Below are 23,792 nucleotides of genomic sequence, written 5' to 3'. Positions count from 1 at the left end.
ACAATTTTAACGAAAAACAGTGCGCCGCGGCGGATTTATGGCTTGTCCGTGCTCTTGCGCACACTGCTCACATGCCCTGTGGCGCGCAGGCAGAGTAAGCGAGCTCTGACCTGTGGTTTCCGGGCAGCGCGAACGTTTGTTCGCACGACTAGCCATTCTCGTCTTCCGTGGGTGTCTCCACACGCTGCTCTTCTATCTCCTCTTCTTCGGCGCGAGGGTCGAGTGAAGCCGTTTCCATCGTCGAATAACGCGCCGATGTCACTGGCACGAAGTCGGTCTTGTTCTCCTGGGTCGGTGCGGCGCGCTGGCGGATACGCCAGAGCGCATAGCCAATCAGCGTGACATGGGTCAGGGCCGTCGTGATGAACAATCCGGACGGGCCGGCTGCCGACATGATCACGCCGGCGAGCAGCGGACCCGCGATCGAACCGACGCCGAACAGCAGCAGCAGGCCGCCAGACGTACGCAGGAAATAATTCTCCGGAGCGTGGTCGTTCGCATGCGCGACGATGACCGGATACATGGAGAAGATACATGCGCCGAACACGGCCGAAGCGGCGAGCGCCATCGGCACGCTGGAGGGCTGGACGACGATCAGGAACAGGTCGACCAGAAACGCGACGCCGGCAATCGCAACGAGAACGAGACGGCGGTCCATCCGGTCGGAGAGATAGCCGATCGGAATCTGGGCGCCCGCGCCGGCGAGGATCGCCAAGCTCATGAAGAAGGCGATCGTCGCGATATCGAGATCGATCCGGTCGGCATAGACGGCGCCGAGTGTCCCGAAAGCCGAATTGGAAACGCCGACAAGGATGACCGAGACGACGGCAACGGGCGAGTTGCGCCAGAGCGTCGGCAGATCGAGCGATGCACCGACCAGCGGATTGGGCTGATGGCTGGCATAAAGCCCGCTCGGAAGCAGCGCGAGCGCATAGAAAATGGCGGCGAGCACGAAGAACAGATGGGTCGATGTCGGTCCGAGTGTCAGGGAGAGCTGGCCAAGCGTCGTGGCGGCGAGATTGACCATCGTGTAAAGCCCGAAAACCCGGCCGCGCGAGGCGGATTCGGCGCGCTCGTTCAGCCAGCTTTCCACGATCATCGCCGCACCGGCGAAGGCGAAACCGGCGACCCCGCGCAAGGGAACCCAGGCCCAGGATTGTATTACGAGAAGCGAGGCCAGCACCGAGACCACGGCGAGTGCCGTCATGGCACCGAATGCACGGATATGACCGACGCGGGCAACGGTTCGTGGCATGACGAGGCAGCCCAGGATGTAGCCCATCGCCCATCCCGTGCCGAGCAGGCCGAGCGCGAAGGAGGAAAACCCTTCCTGGCTGCCGCGCAACGGCAGGATCAGACCGTTCACACCGCCCGCGAACATCAGCAGGGCTGAACCGATCATGAGCGGATAGACGGCGCGGGGCAGGAAAGGCATGACTGTGTCCGGCGATTGATTTGCGCCACCCTAGAACGTGGTTTGCGCAATTTGAAGCGTCGGTAATACAGCGCCCTTAAGGTGTCGCGAAAATACAATCTGCGATTGTAGCGAGATGTTTACCGGTTTGTGTGAGGTTCCGCCGGGCGGGTCTCTCCTGCCGCTGATACCAGCAGGTCCGCAAGCTGCAACCGGAAAACGCCTTTGAAATACAACCCTGCACTTGACGGTCTGCGCGCCGTGGCCGCCTTCGCGGTCATCGCGTACCACTGCAAGCTGCCCATGGCATGGGGCGGGTCTTACGGCGTGGCCGTTTTTTTCGTCCTGAGCGGTTTTCTGATCACAAGCATCATCGTGCAGGCACAGCGCGCGAACGGTTCCTTCGATTTCGCGGGCTTTTTGGGAAAGCGTATCGTCCGGTTGGTGCCCGCGCTTTTTGCCATGTTGCTGATCGTTATGGCGGTCCAGCAGCTTTTCCTGGGTCATACCGAGTACCAGGGCGCGGCGTACTCGGCCGCCTACCTGATGGACTACGTTGCGGCGACAGGCTTTGCGGAAAAGACCTTCGGTCACACCTGGTCGCTCGCCGTGGAGATGAAATTCTATCTCTTTTGGCCATTCGTCGCCGTCTGGCTTGCCGGAAAACGCGATCGCGCGGCCGTCCTGATATTGGCTGCGGTATTCATGGCTTTATGGGGCTGGCGTGTCGCGGACATGCTCATGTTCGAGGATACAACCCGCACCTATTTCCGGTTTGACGACCGGCTGACCGGCCTTGTCCTTGGGGCGTTGATCTCCTTCGTCGACTGGCGACCGGGCAGGGCGCTTGTCATCGGATGCGCCATCGCGCTCGCAGTGCAACTCAGCATCAATTCCTCGGTGACCGTCGCGATGATCCTGGGCGTGACCATCGTGGAGGTCACCACGGCGGTCCTGATCCTGCATCTCTTGGCGGAGCAATCCGCGATCTCGCGAACATTGTCCGCACGACCCATGGTCTATCTCGGGACGATCTCCTACGGCATCTATCTCTGGCAGTCGCCCTGGGAACTGGCGCTGCACGACTATTTCGATCCGCTGCCCCTCGCAATCGTCGTCTCGATCGCAAGCGTCGCGGCCGCGGCGCTGTCCTGGCACTATCTGGAGCGCCCGTTGACGCAGTGGTGGCGCGCCCGACCTGCCGCTACCGCTGCCTGATCCGGGACAAGTTCCTAAGGTCTTCGCGACAAGTGGAGACTGCTCGGCATTGCTCTCCGACGCGCCGTATCCCGGCCGCCCGCGGCTTCGCGGATATTCGCATCGCGAGCGTACCCAGCCAGTTCTTTCAGACCCAGTGGCCGAAATCCGACACGAATGGCCGGGCGCTGTATGGATATTCTGGAACAGGTCGTCAGCCAGAGTTCGGTCGGCTTGGCTGAATAAAAAGCAATCGACCACGATAAGCTGCGCCGCCGGACGGCGGCCTCGCCAATGTCATGTCATCCCGTCGTTAAATTGCAATTTACCAAAGTTCTTGACGCTGAATTAGGCGAGGTCGGTGCAAGAAGATTTCGCGGAAATCGATTGGGGGATCGAAACATGCCGACAGTAATTCGCGGCTTCGTCAGCGCACCGGCCAATAAGCTGAAACTGGCTTCGCCAGTCCGCGCGGAAAAGCCCGCCATTCAGGCTGCGACGCTCGACAAGGCAGCGCTGAAATCGTCTCCGATCCGCCCGGAATGGATTCTGGAAGGTGAGCCGAAGGCGCGTTGTGAATACCTCTCGCAGGGCACGCTTGGTGGCGCCAACAGCGCACACTGGTCATGCACCGCCGGTCGGTTCCGCTGGAACTACGGTTGGGATGAGACCGTGCTCTTTCTCGAGGGAGAAGCCATCATCACGGATGATGAGGGGAACGTCTTTCGCGCCGAGCCCGGCGTCAGCATCTTCTTCCCCGCCGGAACATCGGCGGTATGGGAGGTTCCTCGCTATATTCGCAAGATCGCGTTCAACCGGCGTCCGCCGCGCTATTTGCTGAACCTGATCGACCGCGGCGCCAGCAAGATCGCGCGGTTGGCCGGGCTCAAATAGAGCCCGACACTCTAGCATTTCCGGCTTACTGGAAGGCCGTCTCGTTGAAGCTCCTGAGCTTGCGTGAATGAAGCCTTTCAGGCGGCATCTGGGCGAGCTTTTCCATCGCGCGGATGCCGATGATCAGGTGCTGAGCAACCTGGCGCTTGTAGAAATCCGTCGCCATGCCCGGCAGTTTCAGTTCTCCGTGCAGCGGCTTGTCCGAAACGCATAGCAGCGTGCCGTAGGGGACCCGGAAGCGGAAGCCGTTGGCCGCGATGGTCGCCGACTCCATGTCGAGCGCGATGGCCCGCGACTGCGACAGGCGACGGACCGGGCCGCGCTGGTCACGCAGTTCCCAGTTTCGATTGTCGATCGTCGCGACCGTTCCGGTGCGCATGATCCTCTTCAGTTCGTAGCCCGTATATCCGGTCACTTCCTCCACAGCCTGCTCCAGCGCCACCTGCACCTCTGCAAGCGGTGGGACAGGGACGGAAAGCGGGATGTCCTCGTTCAGCACATTGTCCTCGCGGACATAGGCATGCGCCAGGACATAGTCGCCGAGCGCCTGGGAGTTGCGCAGTCCGGCGCAGTGGCCGAGCATCAGCCACGCATGCGGGCGCAGGACGGCGATATGGTCGGTAATGGTCTTGGCGTTGGAGGGACCGACGCCGATATTGACCATGGTGATGCCGGAATTGTCGGCCTTCTTCAGATGATAGGCCGGCATTTGCGGCATGCGTGCCGGGTTGACACCGGAAACGGGCTCTTTATCGCCCGCTTGCGTGACGAGATTGCCGGGCTCCACGAAAGCGGTGTAGCCGCCTTCGCCCTTGGCGATGATATCGCGCGCATACTGGCAGAACTCGTCCATGTAGAACTGGTAGTTGGTGAACAGGACGAAGTTCTGGAAATGTGACGGGCTGGTCGCCGTGTAGTGCGAAAGGCGGTGCAGGGAGTAGTCGACGCGTTGCGCGGTGAACGGCGCGAGCGGCAGTGGGTGGCCCGGCTGCGGTTCGAAATCGCCATTGACGATCTCGTCATTCGTCGTGTTCAGGTCCGGCACGTCGAACGTGTCGCGCAACGGCTTGGAGGCGTTGGCGTCGCCCTGTTCGACATAAGTGCCTTCGAGGAAGGCGAAGTGCAGCGGGATCGGCGTATCCGATTCACCGACTTTCACCGGCACGTTGTGATTGCGCATGATCAGGGCGATTTGCGTCTCGAGATAGTTGTCGAAGAGATCCGGGCGGGTGATCGTGCCGATATAGCGCCCCGGCGCGACGACATGGCCGTAGGCGAGACGCGAATCGACGTTGGAATAGCTATCGGTCTCGAATTCGAGCATCGGATAGAAGGCGCGAACGCGGGTGGATTGTTCCTCGCCGCGCGTGACCGCCTCGAAGCGGGCGCGCAGAAAGGCCGTGTTGCGCTCGTAAAGCGCCTGCAGTGCCGCAACGGCATCTTTTGCGTTGGTGAAGGATTGCGTCTCCTGGGCGGGCGGCATGTCGCAGCCTGCGCTCGAGACGGGATTTTGCGGAAGTGTTTCAAGAGTCTGTATGGTCATGTCGCCTTATAAAGGCGAAATCACTACAGGAAAATGGCGATTGTCGATCGAATTCGTTTCGACGCCCTACTGCTCAGGCCGGTCCATATTCATTGTCTCGGTCATCGCCGCGGCTGGCATACCAGATGATCAGGATGATCCAGCCGATGAGCGGTATGAGGGCGACCAACAGCCACCAGCCTGACCGGCCGATATCGTGCAGGCGGCGCGCGCCGACGGCGAGCGACGGTACCAGCACGGCAAGTGAATAGAGACCGCCGAAAAGCGAAACGTCGCTGCCAAAGCCGAAGATCATCCCATCGACGATGTTCAGCCCGATACTGACAAGAAAGTTGAAGAGGACGAAGTACCAGAGTTCCGGACGCCGGGCGCGACCGCGGAAATGCGCGTATTTGTTGAAGCAGGTCTTCACGCAATCCATGAAATCGGTCGGATGGTCCGTGGACGTCCATTCCTGGTAGGACGGCGCGCCTTCGGATGCGGGCATGTCCGTTGGAGCCGGCGCCGCGGAAGGCGGCGGTGGCGGAGGAGGGGCAGCGCGTTTCGGCCAGCCTTCCGGAATATGGATGTCTGGCAGAACCTCGGAGGCGGGTTGCCAGTCGGTCATGCCATCGCGCCACACGAGCGTACCCGGCCCGATGGTCGAGACGCCGGTCAAGAGATCGAGTTCGGCGCCGTCGATCGGGCCCTTTTGTTCGCCGTTGATCGCGTAGAACCAGATTTTCTCTGTCATAGGATGCCTCGCTCCCTCCATGTCCCCCATGGAGCCTGATGCAAGGGTAGTCGGATCGCGCGAAAGCGTAAAGCGCCGCGCGTCAGGCGTTGCGCATCAGTGAGACGTAAAGCACGAAACCGGCGCCCGAGTTGCCACGGTGAAATCCGTCGTCCTGCGCGGCCGCGAAACCGGCAAGCGGGCCGATCAGTGCGAGCGCAAGAATACCAGCGCGGGCGGCGATTCGGAATGCCTGGTAGCGGTTGCGTCTGGTGGTCATGGTCGTGTCCCTTCAATCGTTGACGCGACTATGAACGATCACGGCTGAACCGGTGCTGAGATCGCCGTTCAGCGTGCATTCATCTGCGAGATAGCCGTCAGCGACTTAAATTGATCAGGCGCAGGCAATCCGGTGTGAAACCCAGCGGACAGACGCGTGCCGTTTCCGCGCGCCAGCTATAGGGAGAACGTCCGGTTTCCTGTATCAGCACCGCCAGCCCTCCGCCCGCGAACGCGGCGAGGAAACATATGACGGTAAATCGGCGCATAAGCATGGATCGCCCCCCCCGAATGATTATTTCGGGAGATGATCGCCTCACGACGCTGAATGGTCGCTGACGGCGTCGTTCATGTGCGGTTCAAGATGATTGACGGTTCGTTGCCAGACTGGCCTGTGGAAGGCTGTCCTGGACTAATGACACATGGCATAGAAAAAGGCGGCGTTCCAACTGGAAGGCCGCCCTCGCAAATCGGTCGAGTTTCGGGTTACTTACGGTTCCACTTTTCGCCTCTGCAAAAGGCGAGGACGCAGCCCTTCAGGTCCATGGTGTTGCCGCTCACTTTCGCCTTGCCGGTGTAGGTTTTCCCGGCGGCCAGATCGGTGATCTTGCCCTTGTAGTTGCCACCTGAACCGGACAGCTTGCCGATCGACTTGCCCTTGTAGCTTCCGTTGAGCACGGTGCCGCAATAGGCGCTGCCGCAAGGCGCGAACTTCACCAGCGTTCCTGTGCTCGGGCGCAGCCACGTCCCCTCGATGGCCTCAGCGGAGAGTGCCGGCGTGGCGATGAGCCCGGCGAGGGCGCCGGCAAGAAAGATTTGTCGGATCATTGTTTCCTCCCGAAAACCTGGCCGGCCCGATGCCGCGCCAAAGTCGCTTACCATTACGTAAAAGTAATTCCGAATTCAAGGCGCGGTTTTTGCTGTTGGCGCACACGCGTTCCACCGCCCGGCTATTGCAGATTCGCCTGGCGCTTCGTCCTTCACGGTGAACAAAGCCTTTAGCGCGCAGGTGGAAATTGCCGATAATATTTCCGCTAAAACAAATAAAATCAATAGGTTAATGTGTTAACGTAGAGTCAAGTTTACGAAGAGTTTGAACTTTGTTTGCCCGAAATTAAGCACGCTTTTTAGCGAGCGATTCAGCCGGTAGCGTCATTCTTGGCCCTATCGCACCGACCCGCGACATCAAACGAAAAAAGCGGTCTCGGGAGTTGAAACAGGAATGAACGGGGACAAAGACAATGGCACGCATCGAAATGGAAAATGCAGACATGGCGGCTCTTGGCGCCGCCAACAATGCCGACATTCTTTTTGAAATGGGTCTCATGTATGCGACCGGCCGCGAATGCGAAGTCGACATGATCGCGGCACACAAGTGGTTCAATATCGCCGCGATCAAGGGCTGCGCCCGCGCCGCCGCTTTGCGCGCGGAAATCGCGGAAACGATGTCGAAGCCCGACCTCGCGGCCGCCTTGCGCGAAGCGCGCGAGTGGATGACCTGCCACTGAGCGGATACTGATGCCATCGCCGCACGCTGCGGCGACGTTCCCGGACAGTGCATCGGGACGGGGCGGGCCGCAGGCTCATGGGGATGGACTGCGGTCCGCGCCGCCTCGTTCATGGTATCGGGAAAAACGTGAATGACTCTGCCGCAGAAGGCGTTGATCTCCCACGGGAAAGCGCCTTAGTTTGCGACGCACCGGAAGCGTGCGGAGCAATGTTGCGATGGGAATGAAGTCGGTCCTTTGCCGGATCGTGGCGGTGATTTTCGCGCTGCTGGCGGTTTGCGTCGGTACGGTCGCGGATCCGCACCCGGCGGGGTTGCAGGACCACAAGTTCAATCCGGTCGATCCGGTGACGGAAGACGGCGTCACCACCTTTCGTATCTTCGACAGGAAATGCAGCGACGTGCCCTATGGCGACGGGCGCGGCGAGACCGATTGCCACAATGGCAATGTGCGTTCGATCCTCTCGCGTGGCTTTTCCGAACGGCTTGGCGACACGGTCGAGTATCGTTTCGATATCTTCGTCGAGAAGGAATTCCGCTATCGCGGCTACGAAAACCCGCACGCATGGGGGTTCCTCGGCGTCGGCCAGACATGGCCGCTGCAAAACCATGACAGCCGTCTGCGCATCGCCTCCTGGGAGGGGCCGTTGCTGCACAACTTCATCTACATGCTGAAGCTGGACAGCCTGCGCGGAGCCTATTTTCTCGACCAAACATGCTTCGGACCCGACCGTTTTGGAGAATGGAACAGTTTCTCGATGAAGATCCGCTGGGCGGATGACGATCGGGGCTGGATACGCGTCGCCTGCAACGGCGAAACGATCCACCTGGCGGAGGGGCTGGCGACCAACCAGGCGCCGCACTGCTACATCACCAACCAGTGCGAACCGGGCGTGGAGAAGCACCCGGAGAAGTTCCTCTTCGCGCTGGGTCCGGTCATGGCGGGCTTTGGACCGGAATGGAAGAAATTCGGAAAGCTGTCGCAGTTCACCGACATTCAGCCGGAGGGCATCACCCTCAGGATGCGCAATATCGAAATCGATAGCGGCGTCAGCCTTTATGGGCCAGACGACAGGGAGGTCATTCGCGAGTTGCAGGCGCATCTGAATGCGCTCGGATGCAACGCCGGGCCCGTCGACGGTATTGCCGGTGAAAAGACCCGTGCTGCCGCTCTCGAATGCCGGGAGTTTGCCGGCAATGAATTTCCCGAGAAACTGACTGTCCTGACCGCGCCGATGATCCTCGGGGCTTACCGAGAAAAGTTTCCCGTGGACTGATGGGGCAGGGCAGGCCTAACTGAAGGCCATATAGCGCCCCGGCTTGTGGTTGACGCCGAGGATCATGTTGAAAATGACCGCACCGGCCGGCCATCGACCAGAGCAATGGCACCGAGCCGGCCCGCGCACGCACGGAATGCGCACATTTAGCGTGTCACCAGCACCGGCGTTCCAACCCGGACCCGGTCGAGCAGATCCATGATATCCGCATTGTACATACGGATGCATCCATGTGACACGAAGCCCCCGATCGATTTCGGCGAGTTGGTGCCATGGATCGCATAGGAGCCGCCGGAAAGCGTCATCGCTGCGGCGCCCATGGGATTGGAAGGGGAACCGCTGGCGATCAGTTTAGGCAGGTTGGGGTGCTCGCGGCGGATGGATTCCGGGGGAGCCCAGTTGGGACGTATGAATTTGCCTTCGATGGCCGACTTTCCCGCCCATTGCGAGCCTTTGCGCCCGACGCCGACCACATAGCGAATGGCGCGATCGCCGCCGAGCACGAGATAAAGCCGACGCTCTCGCGTGCGGATAACGATCGTGCCCGATTTGACATTGTCCTCGAATGCGACCTGCACGCCGGCTGCGGCGAGGGGCGGAAATGCGAGACTCAGCACCACTCCGAGAATGCCAGATAGTGCCGGCGCGCCGATGCTTTGGCGGACTGTACGCATGACATAACCTCGTTGTCCGGCCCATCGGTCACCCGATCCGGCGCATTGCTCTGAACGCTTGTTCCTGACTGTCTGCCCGGGCGCCCGCTCCGGAACCTACCAGCTGTAGCCGAGCTTGATATTGCCCGAATATGCCTGGGCGTTGACGCCGAACCTTCCGCCAATCGACGAGGCAAGAAACAGGCCGTCGTACAGACCCACGTCCGCTCCGGCGGAAACTTGCACGGAATCTGTGTCGGACTCGGCACCTGCGACGCTAAAACCGGCTCCCGCGATCGATTGGAACTGGGCGGCGACGCCCGTGTCCGATCCGTATTCGTGAAGCCATGCGGCCCGCGCGCTGAGCGTCAGCGTCGTGTCGGGGGACCATTCCACACCGACGCCGAGTTCGCTGCGAATGGAGGTCGCGGTGCGCGCTTCGTAGTCGAGAGCGTAGGTCGAAACGCCGGCAACCGTCACTTCGCTATAGGCGGGCGTTCGGAAGGTTTGCGCGCGAAGCGCGGCATAGGGGGTAATCCAGCCGAGCGTGTAGCCCGCCTCGATGTGCCCGGCCACGTCATTTGCCGCGAAATTGGCGTTAAAGCTGTCTGTTCCGGCGATCGTGACAGTCCGGTTGGTGTCAACGTCGCTGTAGCCATAGGCAACCGCGCCGACGAGATAAACGGCATCGGTTTCGGTACGGGCGTGAAGCGCCACATGATATGTGTCCGCGTTGCCGCTGCCGAGTTCTCCGATTTCGAAACTCGAACGGCCTGCTGCAACGGCAATGCCGATCGTCGTGTTGTTGTCGAAGTGATAGTCGACGCCCAGCGCCAGCCCGTAGTCGCGCGAAGTGCGCTCATGTGTACCTGCCACCGCGTCGCCTCCGGCTTCGCGGTAACCGCCGTAGCCGCCCGCCCAGGTCGACAAGCTTGGCGGCGGACGGTCGGCGTCGATGGAAAGAAACGGCTCGTCCGACGCAGTGTCGGTGGGGGATGCATAGCCCAGAACGCTTACAGTCGCCGGCCCCGTCGGTGCAGCAGGGGCCGCGGGCGCGGTGGGAAAGCTTCGGTGGTTGAGGGCGACATCGAGAAAGGAGTCCATGGCCTGCATGCCCGTAGGGGCCACGCCGGTGGCTGTTTCGCCAGCCATTTGCTCGAGAGCGTCGGCGAGCTCCTGGGGCGTCATGAGTGCGGCAAGAATGGTGAAGCTTTGAGGAAGGATTCCGCCATTCGAGACATAATCGTCCAGCGCGTCGGCAACGCTCGTGGCATTGCCGCTCGTCTCCGTCGAATCGTCCATATCGTCCAGCGAGTCTACGAAGGTTCCCGACGTCAGGACACAGATCCCGATCGTATTGGAATCCAGGGCAACCGCTCCATTGCGGGCGAGGGCCGCGCCACACAGTATGTCCGCCGATGTGTTGAGCGTGATGCTTGTATAGGCAACAATCTGCCCAACGAAATTGGCTGATGTATCCAGTGTTGCAGAGCTTCCAACCCGGAAGAACACGTTTCCGCCCTGCGCACCGTTTTGAAGCAGAACCGTCGATCCGCTTCCGGCGGTGAGCGTCGACCCTATATTGATGACGAACGTGGCATCTGGATCACCATTGCCGTCGAGCGTCAGCGTCTGGCCCGCCGAAAGGCCGGCCGAGCTATCGAAATTATATGCGCCTGGAAGCAGGGTCATGCCGCCGAGTTCCTGACCGGTGAGGTCTCCACCCAGTGAGGTCGGCTGTCCCTCGAGATAGTTGTAGAGAGTGGTCAGCTCGTTCTGCGCCAGCGCGGCGACGGCATTTGCCAGATATACGGAGCCCGTTTGCGTCACGCTTCCGGATCCGGTGTAGCTGCCGGTCGGACTGGAGCCGATATTTCCGTAAATGGTTGTCGCACCGGTATTCGTGATCCCCGAGCCGGCAAGGATCGCGAAACTGTCCAGATCCTGCGCTTGCGCGCCGGGGACGTTGAACGCCGAAAGCGGTACCAGGGCCGCTATCGCGCCCGCCGCGAAACGCATGCGTCGGAAACGCGCCTCGAAATCTCCGGCATCTCGCAGCGCGGATGCTGCGATCACCCCGGACCCCACTCGGTCGCATCTCCTGAACAGGGCATCCGCCGAGGAGTCTAAGGCCCTAATAATGTTCATGATTTTGTCCTGAATGAGTTAGAGTACGTCTTTTAGAAGAAAGCACGTGAAATCATGGACACAAAAGAAGAATCGATAAAATTAAAAAGGCGGAAGAAGAGGTGAGCCGCCTAGTATTTATCCAAAAATATTTTCTTGGGTGGAAGAAAATTACAATAGAGCGCGGCTGTTAATTGCGCAACCGAAAACAGATCCGCTTTTTATTTAATTACGGCTGACACATCGCGTTGTTTTGGCGGCCCCCGAAGCGCGCGAGAGTCGTCTGGACGCAGCGGAACGCCCGGCCGCGATGTTGAATGTCTCTGGATCCCGAGCCATGGCTTCACGAAGGGATCGAGGCCGTGGGGACTGAGAGGCAGGGCAGGCCTAACTGAAGGCCATGTAGCGGCCCGGCTTGTGGTTGACGCCGAGGATCATGTTGAAAATGACCGCTCCGGCGATCGACCAGAGCAACTGCACCGGCGATACGACAAGGCTGCCTGCAGCGAGGATCGCCAGGTCGATGCCGAGTTGCACATAGCCGGCCCGCAGATTGAACCTTTCCTGCAGGAAGGCGACGAGGATATTGACGCCGCCGAGCCCCGCGCCGTGCCGGAACAGGGCGAGCAGCCCCAGCCCGATCATCGCGCCGCCCATCGTCGATGCGACCAGCGGATGAACGCCGGAGATATCGATACCCTGGGGGAGAAACCGCACCATCAACGACATGGCTGTGACGGCGGCGAAGGTGCGGATGATGTAGCCCCAGCCGAGCCGCCCGACGCCGAAGAGATAGAACGGCAGATTGATCGCGAAGAAGATGACGCCGAAGCCGAACGGTGTGAGATAGTCCAGGATGAGCGAGACACCGGCGAGCCCGCCAAGCACCAGCGACGACTGCTGATAGAGAAAGACACCGAAAGAAACGAGCGCTGTGCCGATGGCGATCGCGAATACGTCCTCGGCGAGGCTATGTCGCGATTTCCGGAAACCTGCAATGGCGGGATTCGGCGTCTCGGCTGCGGCGGAATTCGCGTTTTCGGGTATTTTTTGCATTGCAGCAAAGTAGACCGCAATCGCCCTGCGCGCTAGCCCGCCGCGTGCAATGCCTCGGGCAGGGCGGCCTCCAGATAATCGAGTTCGTGCGGCAGCCCGCAACTCACCCGGATGCAGCGGTCGATGCCCGGTCCCATCGGCTTGCGGATGAACACGTCTCGCGCGTTGAGTTCCTGCAGCAGGCGCATCGCGAAATCGCCGTCACGGCCGCAATCGAGCGTCACGAAGTTCGTCGCCGAGGGGATTGGTACGAGCCCGTTGGCGACGCCGATCCGTTCGATATGCCTGCGCGCAGCCTCGAACTGCGTGGTCAGTTGAGCCAGCCATTCCGTATCCGCCAGTGCGGCGAGCGCGGCTTTTTGCGCCATCACGTTGACGCCGAAATGGTCGCGCACCTTGTGATATTCCGTGCACAGTTCGGCAGGCCCGATCGCATAGCCGACGCGCAGCCCGGCCAGTCCGTAGGCCTTGGAAAAGGTGCGCATGCGGATGACATTCGCCTGTCCGGTATCGATCTGCGGCAGGACACCCGGCGGGGCCAATTCGCCATAGGCCTCGTCGAGGATCAGCAGTGTTTCGGATGGGAGCCCGGCGATGAAACCTTCGATCGCGGCTGCGTCCCACCACGTCCCCATCGGATTGTCGGGGTTGGAGAGATAGACGATCTTCGCATTTTCGCGCCGCGCAGCCTCCGAAAGCGCCAGCAGATCCTCCTTGTCATGGCGATAGGGCACCGTGACGAGCCGCCTGCCGTAACCGTTTACGTGATAGTTGAATGTCGGATAGGCACCGTCGGAATTGATGATCGCATCGCCGACATCGGAAAAGATGCGCACGGTTGTGCCAAGCAGATTGTCGATACCTGCGCCGACCACGATCTCATCGGGTGTGACACCGCAATGGGCGGCGAGCGCCTGGCGCAGGTCCCAGTTCTCCGGGTCGCAATATTTCCAGACATCCTCGCGCGCCGCGCGGTCCATCGCCTCAATGGCTTTCGGGGAGGCTCCGAAATTGCATTCGTTCGCGCCGATGCGGGCCTTGAACAGACGTCCGTTCTGGCGTTCGAGCCGCTCCGGCCCGACAAATGGTGTGCTTGCGGGGAGGGAAGCAACCAGCGGATTGGCTTTCGGCATGCACATCTCCGGTTTCGATCTCGCCAGCAAACCGGACTTTCGGCAACTGTCAAGCGCAGTTGGCATGCGCAGGCCGGCCTCTTCTGCCCCGATGACGCTGCGTTGCGATGGAAACGTCCGGTTTTCCTCAATCGTAGAGGAAAGGTCGGCGAAAAAGCGTCGCGTCGGCCAGCCGATCAGGTGTTGCAGTCCCGCTGCGGACGTGGCAAAGAGCCTGCCACCGATAGCGTTGCCGCGCGGCCTTGCGGTCACGATGCAATCGAGTCGGTCAGGCCGAAATCCCGATGGATTTCATGGCATGGAGAGGTGGCCGAGTGGTCGAAGGCGCTCCCCTGCTAAGGGAGTAGGCGGTAACCCGTCTCGAGGGTTCGAATCCCTTCCTCTCCGCCATTTGTTTTGCCTTGGTTTATGTAGTTCTCTGACAGATTAATTTTCCCTCGATTGTCGTTAGGAGTGCGAACTCCAACTGCCGTAAGCAGGGTCAATAGGCAGCTCATGAGCAAGCTGGGAAAACAAGCGTACTTCGGACGAGGGCCGCGGCCCTGATGCCGTGAGGACGTTATGTGCTTCCATATCCTGAATACGAGAACTGACCTCGAGTACTGGCCACCTTCACTTTAAATCTGGCACTTGTAACGCCGCTATCGCGAGAATCTCCTTTCGAGAGAGATCACAAATGGCAATCGCACTATTTGCTTGCGGTGCGAGCCGAGCGAATGGGGGTCGGGCAGAAAACGGACATCTCGAAGTGGTTATGTGATCGTTGCCCGGACGAGGATGGCGAGCACGTGGCGCCGCGAATTCGTTTTTATCTTCGATGATCGCGGGTGACGATGCAGTTCAGCCGACCAAGCGCCCGGGTCTCGAATTTCGGAAACAGCGATGTTTTGCCGAAAAAGCGTAGCCGCGATTCACTCGACCATGAATCGCGAACTGTACGGCAAGCTGGCGGCGCCGACTGCTTTTGGCGAGGGTGTGAGGGTGCCGGCAATGGCTCTGACACCCGGCACCGCGTCCTGCAGCTTGCGGCAGATGTCCTCGCAAACGCTCTTCGGGGCGTAGGAAGAAAGCACAACAGTCTCCAACTCGACGAACTGGCTCACAGCGGCGAGGGACTGCCGCAACTGCTCGATCAATTGTTCCTCCCATGCGCTGACAAGCCCGCCATAATCGGGCCACTGGCCAGCGCGTTCCCACAGTGGCTCAAGGGGTTCGCCATGTTCGGACAATACCTTCTCGAGTGAAGCGATCCCCACATCGAAGCTGATCGGGGAATTGCCGGCATGGATCTGGTGGTTGAGCACGAGCCGACCGTGCAAGCGGGCTCCGAGATAGAAAAACATGTAGTCGGTGAGCTGCTTGGCAACGCCGAACATGCTTTCGCCGCTCGCGGCGGAGGTGATGTCGTTCTGGACGAAAACCGAAATGCCGAGCGTTGCCTCGATCTCTTCCTGAAGCGCCCGGAAATAGGGTTCTTCGTCGCGCCCTTTCGAGACGCTTTGCGGGAGTGCCAGCCCGACGCCTGCGAGCCGCACACGCGCGGTTGCGGGCAACATGGAAACAGCGTTCCGAATCGTGTCCAGAAATTCCGAGTGATTGCTGCCTGCCCCTGGTTCCGGATTGGGCAATGTGGCGTGAAAACGGACCGCGCCGATGAAGTCGATCAGCACGACATCGGTCTGGCGGTTGCCCACGCTGATTCCGACTGAAAACGCGCCTTCCGGATTGAGTGAAATCGGCACGGTCGGCGGTCCGACACGGCCTTTCTGCGCCTCGCCCTTGGCGACAAGGCCTTCCTGCTCAAGAGAGCGCACAAGCACCGAGACCGTCTGCGCGGAAAGGCCGGTCCGTTCGCCTATTTCGAGTCGCGTCACCGATTGGTTCTGAAGCAGAAGCGAAAGCACCAGACGCTCGTTGTAACTGCGTACGCTGACGGCATTCAGGCCGGTCGCGCGGTCGGCGATACGCAACGGATTGGGGGGAGCGAAGCGCATGTCAGGCATGGCCGCGCACCGTTTCATTCGCTTCCGAAAACTTGATGTTCGAACCGATCATTTCCAGCCGATTGCCTCCACTTCACGCGCAAGCGCCTCGCCGAGTGCCCGATGCGCAGAATCGTTGATGTGGAAACCGTCCAGGGGATCGCATTCGCAGACAGAACCAGCGTCGAAGAAATGGACCTCCAGTGAGTCGGCCATGATCTCGAACTGCAGGTTGAGCTCCCTGGATTTCGGCTGCGCGTTCTTGAATATCTGCTCCCATTCCTTGATGTCGTCGAGCATCGGGGGAGGGGCAACGACCATGATTTCCGGCGTCCGGCCATTTGGTCCCGGCGCCAATTCGCGAATGTCGTGGATCAGGCATCCGATGCCCATGGCGACCTCCGAGGCAGGCTGGCCGAAACGCGCTTTCAGGTCGTTGGTACCCAGCATGATGATCACGAGATCCACCGGGGCGTGGCTCATCAGGCAGGGTCGAAGATAAGTCCGGCCATTCTTTATTGCTCCTTCGATCGGATCATCGTGAACGGTCGTGCGGCCGCTCAGGCCTTCCTCGATGACGTACCATTTGGTGCCGAGCTCGCGTGCCAGAACACCGGGCCAACGCTTCGAAAGTGGGTAACGGTCGAGCGGTGTCCCGCCAGGCGCTTGGCCATGCGTGTTGGAATCGCCGTAACACAGAACTGTTCGCATGATGCGTATCGCCCTGAAAAGATTAAAAAAAGCAACAGGTTCGCCGAAAGTTCGGCCAGCCTCGAGGATCGCATTCATGACATCGCATCGCTTTCGAGACAAGCTTCACAGATAATCATTCAATCTGACTAATTATTGACACGCAAGCCGGAACGTGTTGAATGAGGGCTGGGGGAGGTCCCAATTCACTCGGTGCAAGTCCAAACCGCAGCGACGATATTGCCGCGGCAGGGAAGCTCTTTGTCTTGTGACCCCGACCCGCAATCGATGTGTGACGACTTGCCTTGGCAAGGCGTCCGCGACGGGAGCCGGCTGAGTTATCGGGCGTCAGCGGCTTTCGAAAGGCGATCTGATGGAGCCTGAAATGTGGAGGAAGACCTTATGAGACTCAATAAAACAGCGGCGGCGGTAGCGCTTCTCGCCGCGACATTTCTTTCCGGCGCGGCTCTGGCCGAGGATGTCAACCTGATGGACGGCGTCACGCCGCGCGCCGGCGATAATCCGATGGTGGAGGCCGGGAAATACAAGAAGGATTGCGGCTGGGTAATCGGCATGAGCCACTTCGGCGTCAACGCCAACACCTGGACGGTTCAGGTCGCTCATGAATCCGAGGAAGCGGCTGCCAAGAACTCCTGTATCAACAAGTTCATCCTGCTTGACGCTGCCTTCGACCAGAAAAAGCAGGTTGCCGATATCGAGGACCTGATCGCCCAGAAAGTGGACGCGATCATTGTCCAGCCGGTTACCTCGACATCCGCGAACGCATCGATCGAGAAGGCCGTCGCCGCGGGAATTCCGGTCGTACTGCATACCGGCCGTATCGAGAGCGACGCATTCACCACCGAAATTCAGGGTGGGGCCGAGCATTTTGGCAAGGTGATGGGCGACTGGCTTGTCGATAAGGTTGGAAACGACGGCAAGATCTGGGTTCTTCGCGGTCTTGCCGGGCATCCGGAGGACACCAATCGCTACAACGGGCTGAAGCAGTCTCTGGAGGGAACGGATATCGAAGTTCTCGCCGAGGAGCACGGCGACTGGCAGTACGACAAGGCCAAGAAGCTCTGCGAGACCCTTTATCTGAACAATCCGAGTGTCGATGGGATCTGGTCTTCGGGCGCGGATATGACGCGCGCCTGCGTCGATGTCTTCAAGCAGTTCGGCACGCCGATCCCGCCGATTTCGGGCGAGGGCAACAATGGCTATTTCGGCCAGTGGATCGCCGACGGTTTTGATTCGATCTCGGCGGAATATGCCCCGGCCCAGGGCGCCGCGGGTGTCCGTGCGGCTGTTGCTTTGCTGGAAGGCAAGGAGCTGTACAAGCACTACGACTACAACCCCGATGGCTGGACTGTCGAGAAGGCGAAAGAATACTACCGTCCCGACCTCTCGGCGAATGTGTGGTGGCCGACCGAGCTCTCCGAAGAAAAGCTGCAGGAACTCTACGGCAAGTAATAGTCTCCTCCCGGGAGATGGTGGCTGCCGGACTTTCGGGTCCGGCGGTCGCGATCGCGGGGCAAGGACGAATTTTCCGGGGAGGCCGGTGTTGGTCAATCTAATCGAGATGTCGAACATATCGAAGTCGTTCGGCGGCAACCTTGCTGTCGATCGGGTATCGCTCGAACTGTTGCCGGGAAGCGTTCACGCGCTGATGGGCGAGAACGGTGCCGGCAAGTCCACTCTGATGAAGATTCTCGCAGGCGTCCATCAGCCTGACGGCGGCTCGATCCGCAAGGATGGTCTCGAAATCGCCTTCGCCAGCCCTGGCGAGGCGCTCGAATCCGGCATCTCCACCGTTTTCCAGGAATTATCGCTTCTCGCCAACTTGACGATCGCCGAGAACATGTTCCTTGGCCGCGAGCCGGTGACGCGGTTCGGTACGGTGGACTACCGCAAGATGAACGCGGAGACGCGAAAGGCGCTCGGCGAACTCGGCCTGACACTCGATCCGGAAACGCTTGTCTCGGAATTGTCGATCGCGGAGCGGCAATTCGTTGAAATCGCACACGGAATCAAGGCAGACGCCTCGATCTTCATTCTCGACGAGCCGACGGCCGCTCTCAACGCCGCCGACGTCGAGGTTCTGAACCGTCACATTCGGCGTTTGCGCGACGAGGGCAAGGCGGTCGTCTACATTTCCCACCGGATGGACGAGATATTCGCCATTTGCGACACGGTGACCGTCCTGAAGGACGGCACGCTCATCGGTACCCGGCCGCTCTCCGAAATGACGCCGGCGTCGCTCATCGCCATGATGGTCGGCCGCGAGTTGCAGGACCTGTTTCCGCCGCGCGAAAAAGCGGCCGGAGACGAAATCCTGTCCGTCGAGAACTTCAGGATCGACACGGCCTCGAAAGCCTTTTCGTTGCATGTTTCGAAGGGCGAGATCGTCGCGCTCGCCGGCCTCGAGGGGCAGGGACAGCAGAAATTCCTGCGCGCGTTGGTTGGCCAGTTCCAGCCCTTCGGCGGCACCGTCACGATCAAGGGCAAGGGGCTTTCCCTGCCGGTCGGACACGAGGGCGGCATTCGCCAGCTGCAGGCGGCCGGCGTGGGTTTCGTCCCCGAAGACCGCAAGGAGGAAGGCCTCTTCCTCGGGTTGCCGGTGGAGCACAACATCGCCATCGGGCTGCATGCCAGGGCGCGTGAGCTGTCGGTCGCAAAAGGGCATCGCAACACAGTCGCCGACGTCATGGCCAGCATGAACGTCAAGGCGGACGGTCCGTCGGCCATCGTCGGCTCGCTTTCCGGCGGTAACCAGCAGAAGGTCCTGCTCGGGCGCTATCTCGCCGCGAACATGGACATCCTCCTGATCGAGGAGCCGACGCGTGGCGTCGATATCGGCGCGAAATCCGAAATCTACGGGCTGCTGCGCGACTTCGCAAACAAGGGTGGTGCGGTGCTCGTCCTTTCGCGCGAGACGATCGAGCTGATCGGACTGTGCGACCGCATCTACGTCATCCACGACAATACCGTCGTTTCGGAAATGCCGGCGGCATCGGCGACCGAGCACGACATCCTCGACGCCGCGCTGAGCGCGTGACGGCGGCAAGACCGGGCAGGAGAAGTATGAGCCGGAGTATAAGAAGACTGATGACCGGAAGTCAGAGCCGGCAGGGCATGTGGATGCTGCCGCTGGTCCTCGCGGTCATTATTTGCGGCTTTCTCGCCGTACGGACGGAGCAATTCGCCAATCCGGAGAACCTGCTCAATCTCGTCGCGCAGGCGATGCCGCTGGTCATAACGGCCATCGGCCAGATGTTCGTTGTCGTCGTCGGCGGGCTCGACCTGTCAGTCGGGTCGCTGATCAGCTTCACCACCGCGATCCTGGCGCTTGACGGGCCCGGCTACGTTCTCATTCCCGCAGTCTTCATCCTCGCCGCGCTTGTTGGTGCGACCAACGGTTTCGTCGTCACGCGGCTGAATGTCCACCCCATCATCGCGACGCTGGCGATGCAGTACATCATCCTCGGCATCACCCGGATCCTGCGGCCGGTTTCAGGCGGGACCGTGCCGGATGTCGTCATCTGGGCGGTGTCGGAAACCTTTCTCGGAGTACCGATGCCGGTCTACTGGGGTGTCTTCGTCATTCTGGTTGCCTGGAAACTGCTGCATGGTTCGCGGTTCGGCCTGCATCTGTTTGCGATCGGCGGCGGCATCGCCTCGGGGGTCCATGACGCCGCGCGCAATTTCGGTGTCGCCGACAAGCGCACGGTCGTGCTCGCCTATGTGTGTTCGTCCTGCTTCGCCGCGCTTGCCGGCGTGTTTCTCGCCGGCCGGATCGTGTCCGGCGATCCGAATGTCGGCTTGCTGTTTGAACTCGACGCAATCACCGCGGTCGCCATTGGCGGCACCCAGCTTTCCGGCGGCATAGGCAGCCTGCAGGGAACCGTGATCGGCGCGGCAGTGTTGGCGCTTCTTTCCAACGGCATGAACCTGACAAACGTCTCACCCTTCATCCAGACGGCGATCAAGGGCAGCCTGTTACTGCTCGTTGTCGGCCTGCAATCGCGCAAGAAGATGGGGCTCTGACATGGCTGCTGCCCTGAACAACGCCGTCGTCCAGCGAGTCACGCGGATTCCGCCCGCCTATTTCGTCTTCGCGATTCTGATGATCATCCTGTGGATCGCTCGTCCGCATATGCTCAACGCCAACATCTTGGGCATCTTCATCCGCCAGGTCGCGCCGCTCGGCGTTCTGGTTCTCGGGCAGCTGCTGGTGATGCGGGTCAAGAGCATCGACCTTTCGGGCGGCGGCGTGATCCTGCTCGTCAACTACTTCATATCATCCGGCCTGTTTCCCGGCGCATCAGTCGCCTTTTTCGTCGCGCTGGCGCTGGCGACCGGCACGCTGATCGGTCTCTTCAACGGCGTGATGGTCGCGAAGCGGCGCGTTTCGGCGGTGATCGTGACGCTGGCCGTCAGCATCATTCTGGTCGGGTTCGTGCAGTTCCTGTCGAGCGGCAAGCCGCCGGGCGACGTGCCTTCCGTGTTCAACGACATCTACAACACCAAGTTGGGGCCGGTGCCGACACCGGTTATCTTCTGGGTGTTCCTCACCGCCATCATGGCGCTGTTCCTGTCGAAGACGGTGTTTGGCCGCTACGTGACCTCGGTCGGCGAAAACGCCGAGGCGGCGCACTTTGCCGGGGTTCCCGTCGAACGCACGGTGATCCTCGCCCACATGATCGCCGGGGTCATCGCCGCCATTGCCGCATTGGTTCAGACGGCCTCGATCGCGGTCGGCAGCGTGCGCGTCGGGCTCGATCTGCCGATCCTCGCGGTCGCCGCGACAATCCTCGGAGGCGTTGTCTTCGGGCGCGGCGAGGGAGGTGTCTGGGGGCCGTTCTTCGGCGTCCTGTCATTCGCGCTGTTGTTCGTCGTGATGACCACCTTCGGCATAGACGAGCCCGGAAAACTGATCGCGCAGGGGCTGATCATACTGCTCGCCGCCATTTTCTACGGCGTGAGAACCGCCAGATCCAACTGACCAGATGTTTTGAAACGAGGAGGAAACAATGTCCGACAAGAAATCCGTATTGTGTTTTGGCGACTCTCTGACCTGGGGCTGGATCCCGGTCGTGGAGGGATCGCCCACCTTGCGCTATCCCTACGAGAAGCGGTGGACAGGGGTGATGGCAGCGGAACTCGGACAGGGCTACCACATCATCGAGGAAGGATTGAGCGCGCGCACGACCAGCGCCGACGACCCGAACGATCCGCGCCTTAACGGCAGCCAGTATCTGCCGTCGGCCATTGCCAGTCATCTGCCGCTCGACCTGGTGATCATCATGCTCGGCACCAACGACACCAAGCCGTTCTTCAATAGAACACCCTATGACATCGCCTATGGCATGGCGAAGCTGGTCGGCCAGGTGCTGACAGGCGGCGGCGGTGTCGGCACAACGTATCCTGCGCCGAAATGCCTCGTGATCGCGCCACCACCGCTGACGCCCATGCCTCATCCATACTTCCAGGGAATGTTCGGCGGCGGACACGAGAAGACGGCCGAACTCGGCCAGCAATATCGGGCCATGGCTGATTTCATGAAAATCGATTTCGTCGATGCAAGCGACTTCATCACGACCGATGGCTGCGACGGGATTCATTTCACGACGCAAAACAATATCGATCTCGGCGTGGCGATTGCTTCGAAGGTGAAGGAGATTTTAGCCAGGACTCCAGCCGAGGCAGCTTAGGCTCAGGCCTCAATAATCGGCGTTGATTGGCGTTGCGTGGATCAGGGTGGCAAAGGAGTTTGCCACCCTGATCCATTACTGCTTTCGCCCACCCGGATGTCGAAGATCGTGCCATTCTTCCCGAAGTCGCACAGGGTGGCGCGGGTGGATGAGCGCCGGATCATTTCGGACGTCATCTGTGTCTTGAAAGATGGCCTGCAGCGTCTTGTAAAACCTAATACAAACAACTCTCTACAATCGAGGATGTGTTCACAAACCTCAAGAGCTGGCGGCGCATTGCCACGCGTTATGACAGGCGCGCTAACGTCTTAATGGCCGCAATCACAATCACGGCAATCGTCACATGGTGGCTTCAATGAGCCCTGCGATTTGCAGCATTCATTCCACAGCCTTCATTCTATTTTCGATGCGTCATCACCAATCGAAGTGAACACGGTTTTTCTGTGTGCTGGCGGCAAGTGATGATTGCCAGGAATCGCTGTAAGAAAATCGCGTTTCCCAGCGCTTCAGCAGCTTGACGCTGAACAAACAAGGTCAATTTGACCCGACGTAAATTCCAATCCTTGGCGATAACGCATTTACTGAAATTTGATAGTTGTTTTCCGGTGTCCGATGCAGCGAGAGAGTAGATGTGTACCTCTGGCGTTTTTTGGAGAATTCCTTTCCCTTTCAATGGGTTGGGTGCTAGAATGTAACTATGGAACTTCGACAAATGACTGCTTTTCAGGTGGTCGCCAGGGTTGGCAGCCTTTCGCAGGCCGCCCTTGAAATGTCAGTCACTCAACCGATGGTTACGCGGTACATCCGGCAATTGGAGGAAGAGCTCGGCGTAGAGCTGTTCTATCGGACAGGGCGGGGCGTCTTGCTGACGGAGGCGGGCGTCCTGATGAAGGAGTTCGTCGATGAAATTCTCGACAGGACGGCGGATGCGAAGAACATCGTCTCGGCGATGCAAAAATCCCCCCAAGGTAAGCTCGTACTGGGCGTGCCGCCATCGGTCGGAACAGTGCTAACCGTTCCTCTCGTCAAGAAAATCAAGAACGAGTTCCCGAATGTGACGCCGCGCGTGATCGAGGGCTTCTCGGGACATATTCTGGAGTGGCTCACCGCAGGGCGTATCGATGCTGCTGTTCTCTATAATCCGCCCACGATCCCGTCGGTCGTCACCGAGCCGCTCGTCGAGGACGAGCTCTGCCTGATCGGCCCGTTTCAATCCAAGGATGGCCCCGAAGGTCAAACGGTGAAGCTCGACGTCCTCCAAAGGCTTCCCATGATTTTACCCAGCCGTCCGCACGGTTTGCGCCGTCTCATCGACAGCGCGATCGCGAAGGAAGGCATCGTTGCCCAGATCGAGCTGGAGCTGGAAGCAATGCCTTCGACCCTGCTGTTGGTGGAGGAGGGGGAGGGCTATACGATACTCCCCTATGCGACCGTGCATTCGCTGGTCCAGGCAGACAAGGTCAGGGTATGGCGATTCGAGCCCGCAATGACCCGGAAACTGCTTCTGGCGACGAGCACCGGCAAACCGATGTCTCCGACCTTTCGTGCGCTGATGCGCACGGTCCGCCAGGAAATCCGGGATATCATATCCACCTTCCCGTGGCGGCCGTGACC

At 60.1% G+C, this 23,792-nt stretch carries 21 protein-coding genes and 1 tRNA gene; 11 read left to right on the top strand and 11 right to left on the bottom strand.

Annotated elements, in window-relative coordinates:
• Window positions 1-148: 148 nt before the first annotated feature.
• Window positions 149-1,435: an MFS transporter gene (locus tag ACQK2M_RS18250; protein ID WP_223477064.1), complete on the bottom strand. Its 1,287-nt coding sequence runs from the start codon at window positions 1,433-1,435 to the stop codon at window positions 149-151.
• A gap of 204 nt (window positions 1,436-1,639) precedes the next feature.
• Here ACQK2M_RS18250 and ACQK2M_RS18245 point away from each other — a divergent pair, with 204 nt between their 5' ends.
• Window positions 1,640-2,632: an acyltransferase family protein gene (locus tag ACQK2M_RS18245; RefSeq protein WP_425418955.1), complete on the top strand. Its 993-nt coding sequence runs from the start codon at window positions 1,640-1,642 to the stop codon at window positions 2,630-2,632.
• Between the two features lie 297 nt (window positions 2,633-2,929).
• The gene (locus ACQK2M_RS18240; RefSeq protein WP_425418954.1) at window positions 2,930-3,505 is read left to right on the top strand and encodes a cupin domain-containing protein; all 576 of its coding nucleotides are present in this window, start codon (window positions 2,930-2,932) and stop codon (window positions 3,503-3,505) included.
• Window positions 3,506-3,530: 25 nt separating this feature from the next.
• On the opposite strand, the gene ACQK2M_RS18235 is transcribed toward ACQK2M_RS18240, so the two are convergent.
• The 4 genes from ACQK2M_RS18235 to ACQK2M_RS18220 all read right to left on the bottom strand — a co-directional run bounded on the left by ACQK2M_RS18235 (window position 3,531) and on the right by ACQK2M_RS18220 (window position 6,867).
• Window positions 3,531-4,988, bottom strand: a complete 1,458-nt coding sequence (locus tag ACQK2M_RS18235; RefSeq protein ID WP_425420085.1) for an AMP nucleosidase — start codon at window positions 4,986-4,988, stop codon at window positions 3,531-3,533.
• 133 nt (window positions 4,989-5,121) lie between these two features.
• A complete protein-coding gene (locus tag ACQK2M_RS18230; RefSeq protein WP_425418953.1) occupies window positions 5,122-5,781 on the bottom strand; it encodes a DUF805 domain-containing protein in 660 nt (219 codons plus the stop codon).
• Window positions 5,782-5,863: 82 nt separating this feature from the next.
• Window positions 5,864-6,040, bottom strand: a complete 177-nt coding sequence (locus tag ACQK2M_RS18225) for a hypothetical protein (protein WP_425418952.1) — start codon at window positions 6,038-6,040, stop codon at window positions 5,864-5,866.
• A 485-nt stretch (window positions 6,041-6,525) separates the two neighbouring features.
• Window positions 6,526-6,867 carry a DUF2147 domain-containing protein gene (locus ACQK2M_RS18220; protein ID WP_425418951.1) on the bottom strand — a complete coding sequence of 114 codons (342 nt, stop codon included), beginning with the start codon at window positions 6,865-6,867 and terminating at the stop codon, window positions 6,526-6,528.
• 413 nt (window positions 6,868-7,280) lie between these two features.
• Between ACQK2M_RS18220 and ACQK2M_RS18215 the strand changes: the two genes are divergently transcribed.
• Both ACQK2M_RS18215 and ACQK2M_RS18210 read left to right on the top strand, forming a co-directional pair.
• Window positions 7,281-7,547 (top strand): sel1 repeat family protein, encoded by a 267-nt coding sequence (locus ACQK2M_RS18215; protein WP_223477057.1) that lies wholly within the window; start codon window positions 7,281-7,283, stop codon window positions 7,545-7,547.
• A 217-nt stretch (window positions 7,548-7,764) separates the two neighbouring features.
• Window positions 7,765-8,823 carry a peptidoglycan-binding protein gene (locus tag ACQK2M_RS18210; protein WP_425418950.1) on the top strand — a complete coding sequence of 353 codons (1,059 nt, stop codon included), beginning with the start codon at window positions 7,765-7,767 and terminating at the stop codon, window positions 8,821-8,823.
• A gap of 146 nt (window positions 8,824-8,969) precedes the next feature.
• Here ACQK2M_RS18210 and ACQK2M_RS18205 read toward each other — a convergent pair whose 3' ends face one another.
• The 4 genes from ACQK2M_RS18205 to ACQK2M_RS18190 form a co-directional block, all read right to left on the bottom strand.
• Complete coding sequence (locus ACQK2M_RS18205) at window positions 8,970-9,497, bottom strand: L,D-transpeptidase (protein ID WP_425418949.1); 528 nt, start codon at window positions 9,495-9,497, stop codon at window positions 8,970-8,972.
• 96 nt (window positions 9,498-9,593) lie between these two features.
• Window positions 9,594-11,552, bottom strand: a complete 1,959-nt coding sequence (locus tag ACQK2M_RS18200; protein WP_425418948.1) for an ice-binding family protein — start codon at window positions 11,550-11,552, stop codon at window positions 9,594-9,596.
• Between the two features lie 438 nt (window positions 11,553-11,990).
• Window positions 11,991-12,659: a YitT family protein gene (locus ACQK2M_RS18195; protein WP_425418947.1), complete on the bottom strand. Its 669-nt coding sequence runs from the start codon at window positions 12,657-12,659 to the stop codon at window positions 11,991-11,993.
• Between the two features lie 32 nt (window positions 12,660-12,691).
• Complete coding sequence (locus ACQK2M_RS18190; protein ID WP_425420084.1) at window positions 12,692-13,798, bottom strand: pyridoxal phosphate-dependent aminotransferase; 1,107 nt, start codon at window positions 13,796-13,798, stop codon at window positions 12,692-12,694.
• Window positions 13,799-14,092: 294 nt separating this feature from the next.
• Here ACQK2M_RS18190 and ACQK2M_RS18185 point away from each other — a divergent pair.
• Window positions 14,093-14,182, top strand: a tRNA-Ser gene (locus ACQK2M_RS18185).
• Window positions 14,183-14,703: 521 nt separating this feature from the next.
• Here ACQK2M_RS18185 and ACQK2M_RS18180 read toward each other — a convergent pair.
• Entirely contained in the window at window positions 14,704-15,795 is a 1,092-nt protein-coding gene (locus ACQK2M_RS18180) for an ROK family transcriptional regulator (RefSeq protein ID WP_223477052.1), read from the bottom strand.
• A 48-nt stretch (window positions 15,796-15,843) separates the two neighbouring features.
• On the bottom strand, window positions 15,844-16,488 hold the full coding sequence (locus ACQK2M_RS18175; protein WP_425420083.1) for an SGNH/GDSL hydrolase family protein: 645 nt from the start codon (window positions 16,486-16,488) through the stop codon (window positions 15,844-15,846).
• A gap of 378 nt (window positions 16,489-16,866) precedes the next feature.
• On the opposite strand from ACQK2M_RS18175, the gene ACQK2M_RS18170 reads away from it, so the two are divergent.
• The 6 genes from ACQK2M_RS18170 to ACQK2M_RS18145 all read left to right on the top strand — a co-directional run bounded on the left by ACQK2M_RS18170 (window position 16,867) and on the right by ACQK2M_RS18145 (window position 23,790).
• The gene (locus ACQK2M_RS18170; protein WP_425418946.1) at window positions 16,867-17,937 is read left to right on the top strand and encodes a substrate-binding domain-containing protein; all 1,071 of its coding nucleotides are present in this window, start codon (window positions 16,867-16,869) and stop codon (window positions 17,935-17,937) included.
• 91 nt (window positions 17,938-18,028) lie between these two features.
• Window positions 18,029-19,522, top strand: a complete 1,494-nt coding sequence (locus ACQK2M_RS18165; protein WP_425418945.1) for a sugar ABC transporter ATP-binding protein — start codon at window positions 18,029-18,031, stop codon at window positions 19,520-19,522.
• A 50-nt stretch (window positions 19,523-19,572) separates the two neighbouring features.
• Window positions 19,573-20,511 (top strand): ABC transporter permease, encoded by a 939-nt coding sequence (locus tag ACQK2M_RS18160; protein ID WP_425418944.1) that lies wholly within the window; start codon window positions 19,573-19,575, stop codon window positions 20,509-20,511.
• Between the two features lies 1 nt (window position 20,512).
• A complete protein-coding gene (locus ACQK2M_RS18155; RefSeq protein ID WP_425418943.1) occupies window positions 20,513-21,469 on the top strand; it encodes an ABC transporter permease in 957 nt (318 codons plus the stop codon).
• A 28-nt stretch (window positions 21,470-21,497) separates the two neighbouring features.
• Window positions 21,498-22,178 carry an SGNH/GDSL hydrolase family protein gene (locus tag ACQK2M_RS18150; RefSeq protein WP_425418942.1) on the top strand — a complete coding sequence of 227 codons (681 nt, stop codon included), beginning with the start codon at window positions 21,498-21,500 and terminating at the stop codon, window positions 22,176-22,178.
• A gap of 712 nt (window positions 22,179-22,890) precedes the next feature.
• Window positions 22,891-23,790 carry a LysR family transcriptional regulator gene (locus tag ACQK2M_RS18145; protein ID WP_238484244.1) on the top strand — a complete coding sequence of 300 codons (900 nt, stop codon included), beginning with the start codon at window positions 22,891-22,893 and terminating at the stop codon, window positions 23,788-23,790.
• Window positions 23,791-23,792: the final 2 nt, after the last annotated feature.

This window comes from Oricola indica (assembly GCF_965227485.1).
Taxonomy (GTDB): Bacteria; Pseudomonadota; Alphaproteobacteria; order Rhizobiales; family Rhizobiaceae; genus Oricola; species Oricola indica.
The sequence above is the reverse complement of the archived record's forward strand: the minus strand, read 5'-3'. Positions and strand labels throughout refer to the sequence as shown.

Excerpts from the sequence above, each read along its gene's own strand:
- ACQK2M_RS18155 (WP_425418943.1), top strand. The coding sequence starts at position 20,513 with ATGGCTGCTGCCCTGAACAACGCCGTCGTCCAGCGAGTCACGCGGATT.
- ACQK2M_RS18180 (WP_223477052.1), bottom strand. The coding sequence starts at position 15,795 with ATGCCTGACATGCGCTTCGCTCCCCCCAATCCGTTGCGTATCGCCGAC.
- ACQK2M_RS18230 (WP_425418953.1), bottom strand. The coding sequence starts at position 5,781 with ATGACAGAGAAAATCTGGTTCTACGCGATCAACGGCGAACAAAAGGGC.
- ACQK2M_RS18205 (WP_425418949.1), bottom strand. The coding sequence starts at position 9,497 with ATGCGTACAGTCCGCCAAAGCATCGGCGCGCCGGCACTATCTGGCATT.
- ACQK2M_RS18145 (WP_238484244.1), top strand. The coding sequence starts at position 22,891 with ATGACTGCTTTTCAGGTGGTCGCCAGGGTTGGCAGCCTTTCGCAGGCC.
- ACQK2M_RS18195 (WP_425418947.1), bottom strand. The coding sequence starts at position 12,659 with ATGCAAAAAATACCCGAAAACGCGAATTCCGCCGCAGCCGAGACGCCG.
- ACQK2M_RS18235 (WP_425420085.1), bottom strand. The coding sequence starts at position 4,988 with ATGCCGCCCGCCCAGGAGACGCAATCCTTCACCAACGCAAAAGATGCC.
- ACQK2M_RS18250 (WP_223477064.1), bottom strand. The coding sequence starts at position 1,435 with ATGCCTTTCCTGCCCCGCGCCGTCTATCCGCTCATGATCGGTTCAGCC.
- ACQK2M_RS18210 (WP_425418950.1), top strand. The coding sequence starts at position 7,765 with ATGGGAATGAAGTCGGTCCTTTGCCGGATCGTGGCGGTGATTTTCGCG.
- ACQK2M_RS18190 (WP_425420084.1), bottom strand. The coding sequence starts at position 13,798 with ATGTGCATGCCGAAAGCCAATCCGCTGGTTGCTTCCCTCCCCGCAAGC.
- ACQK2M_RS18225 (WP_425418952.1), bottom strand. The coding sequence starts at position 6,040 with ATGACCACCAGACGCAACCGCTACCAGGCATTCCGAATCGCCGCCCGC.
- ACQK2M_RS18215 (WP_223477057.1), top strand. The coding sequence starts at position 7,281 with ATGGCACGCATCGAAATGGAAAATGCAGACATGGCGGCTCTTGGCGCC.
- ACQK2M_RS18170 (WP_425418946.1), top strand. The coding sequence starts at position 16,867 with ATGAGACTCAATAAAACAGCGGCGGCGGTAGCGCTTCTCGCCGCGACA.
- ACQK2M_RS18160 (WP_425418944.1), top strand. The coding sequence starts at position 19,573 with ATGACCGGAAGTCAGAGCCGGCAGGGCATGTGGATGCTGCCGCTGGTC.
- ACQK2M_RS18220 (WP_425418951.1), bottom strand. The coding sequence starts at position 6,867 with ATGATCCGACAAATCTTTCTTGCCGGCGCCCTCGCCGGGCTCATCGCC.
- ACQK2M_RS18150 (WP_425418942.1), top strand. The coding sequence starts at position 21,498 with ATGTCCGACAAGAAATCCGTATTGTGTTTTGGCGACTCTCTGACCTGG.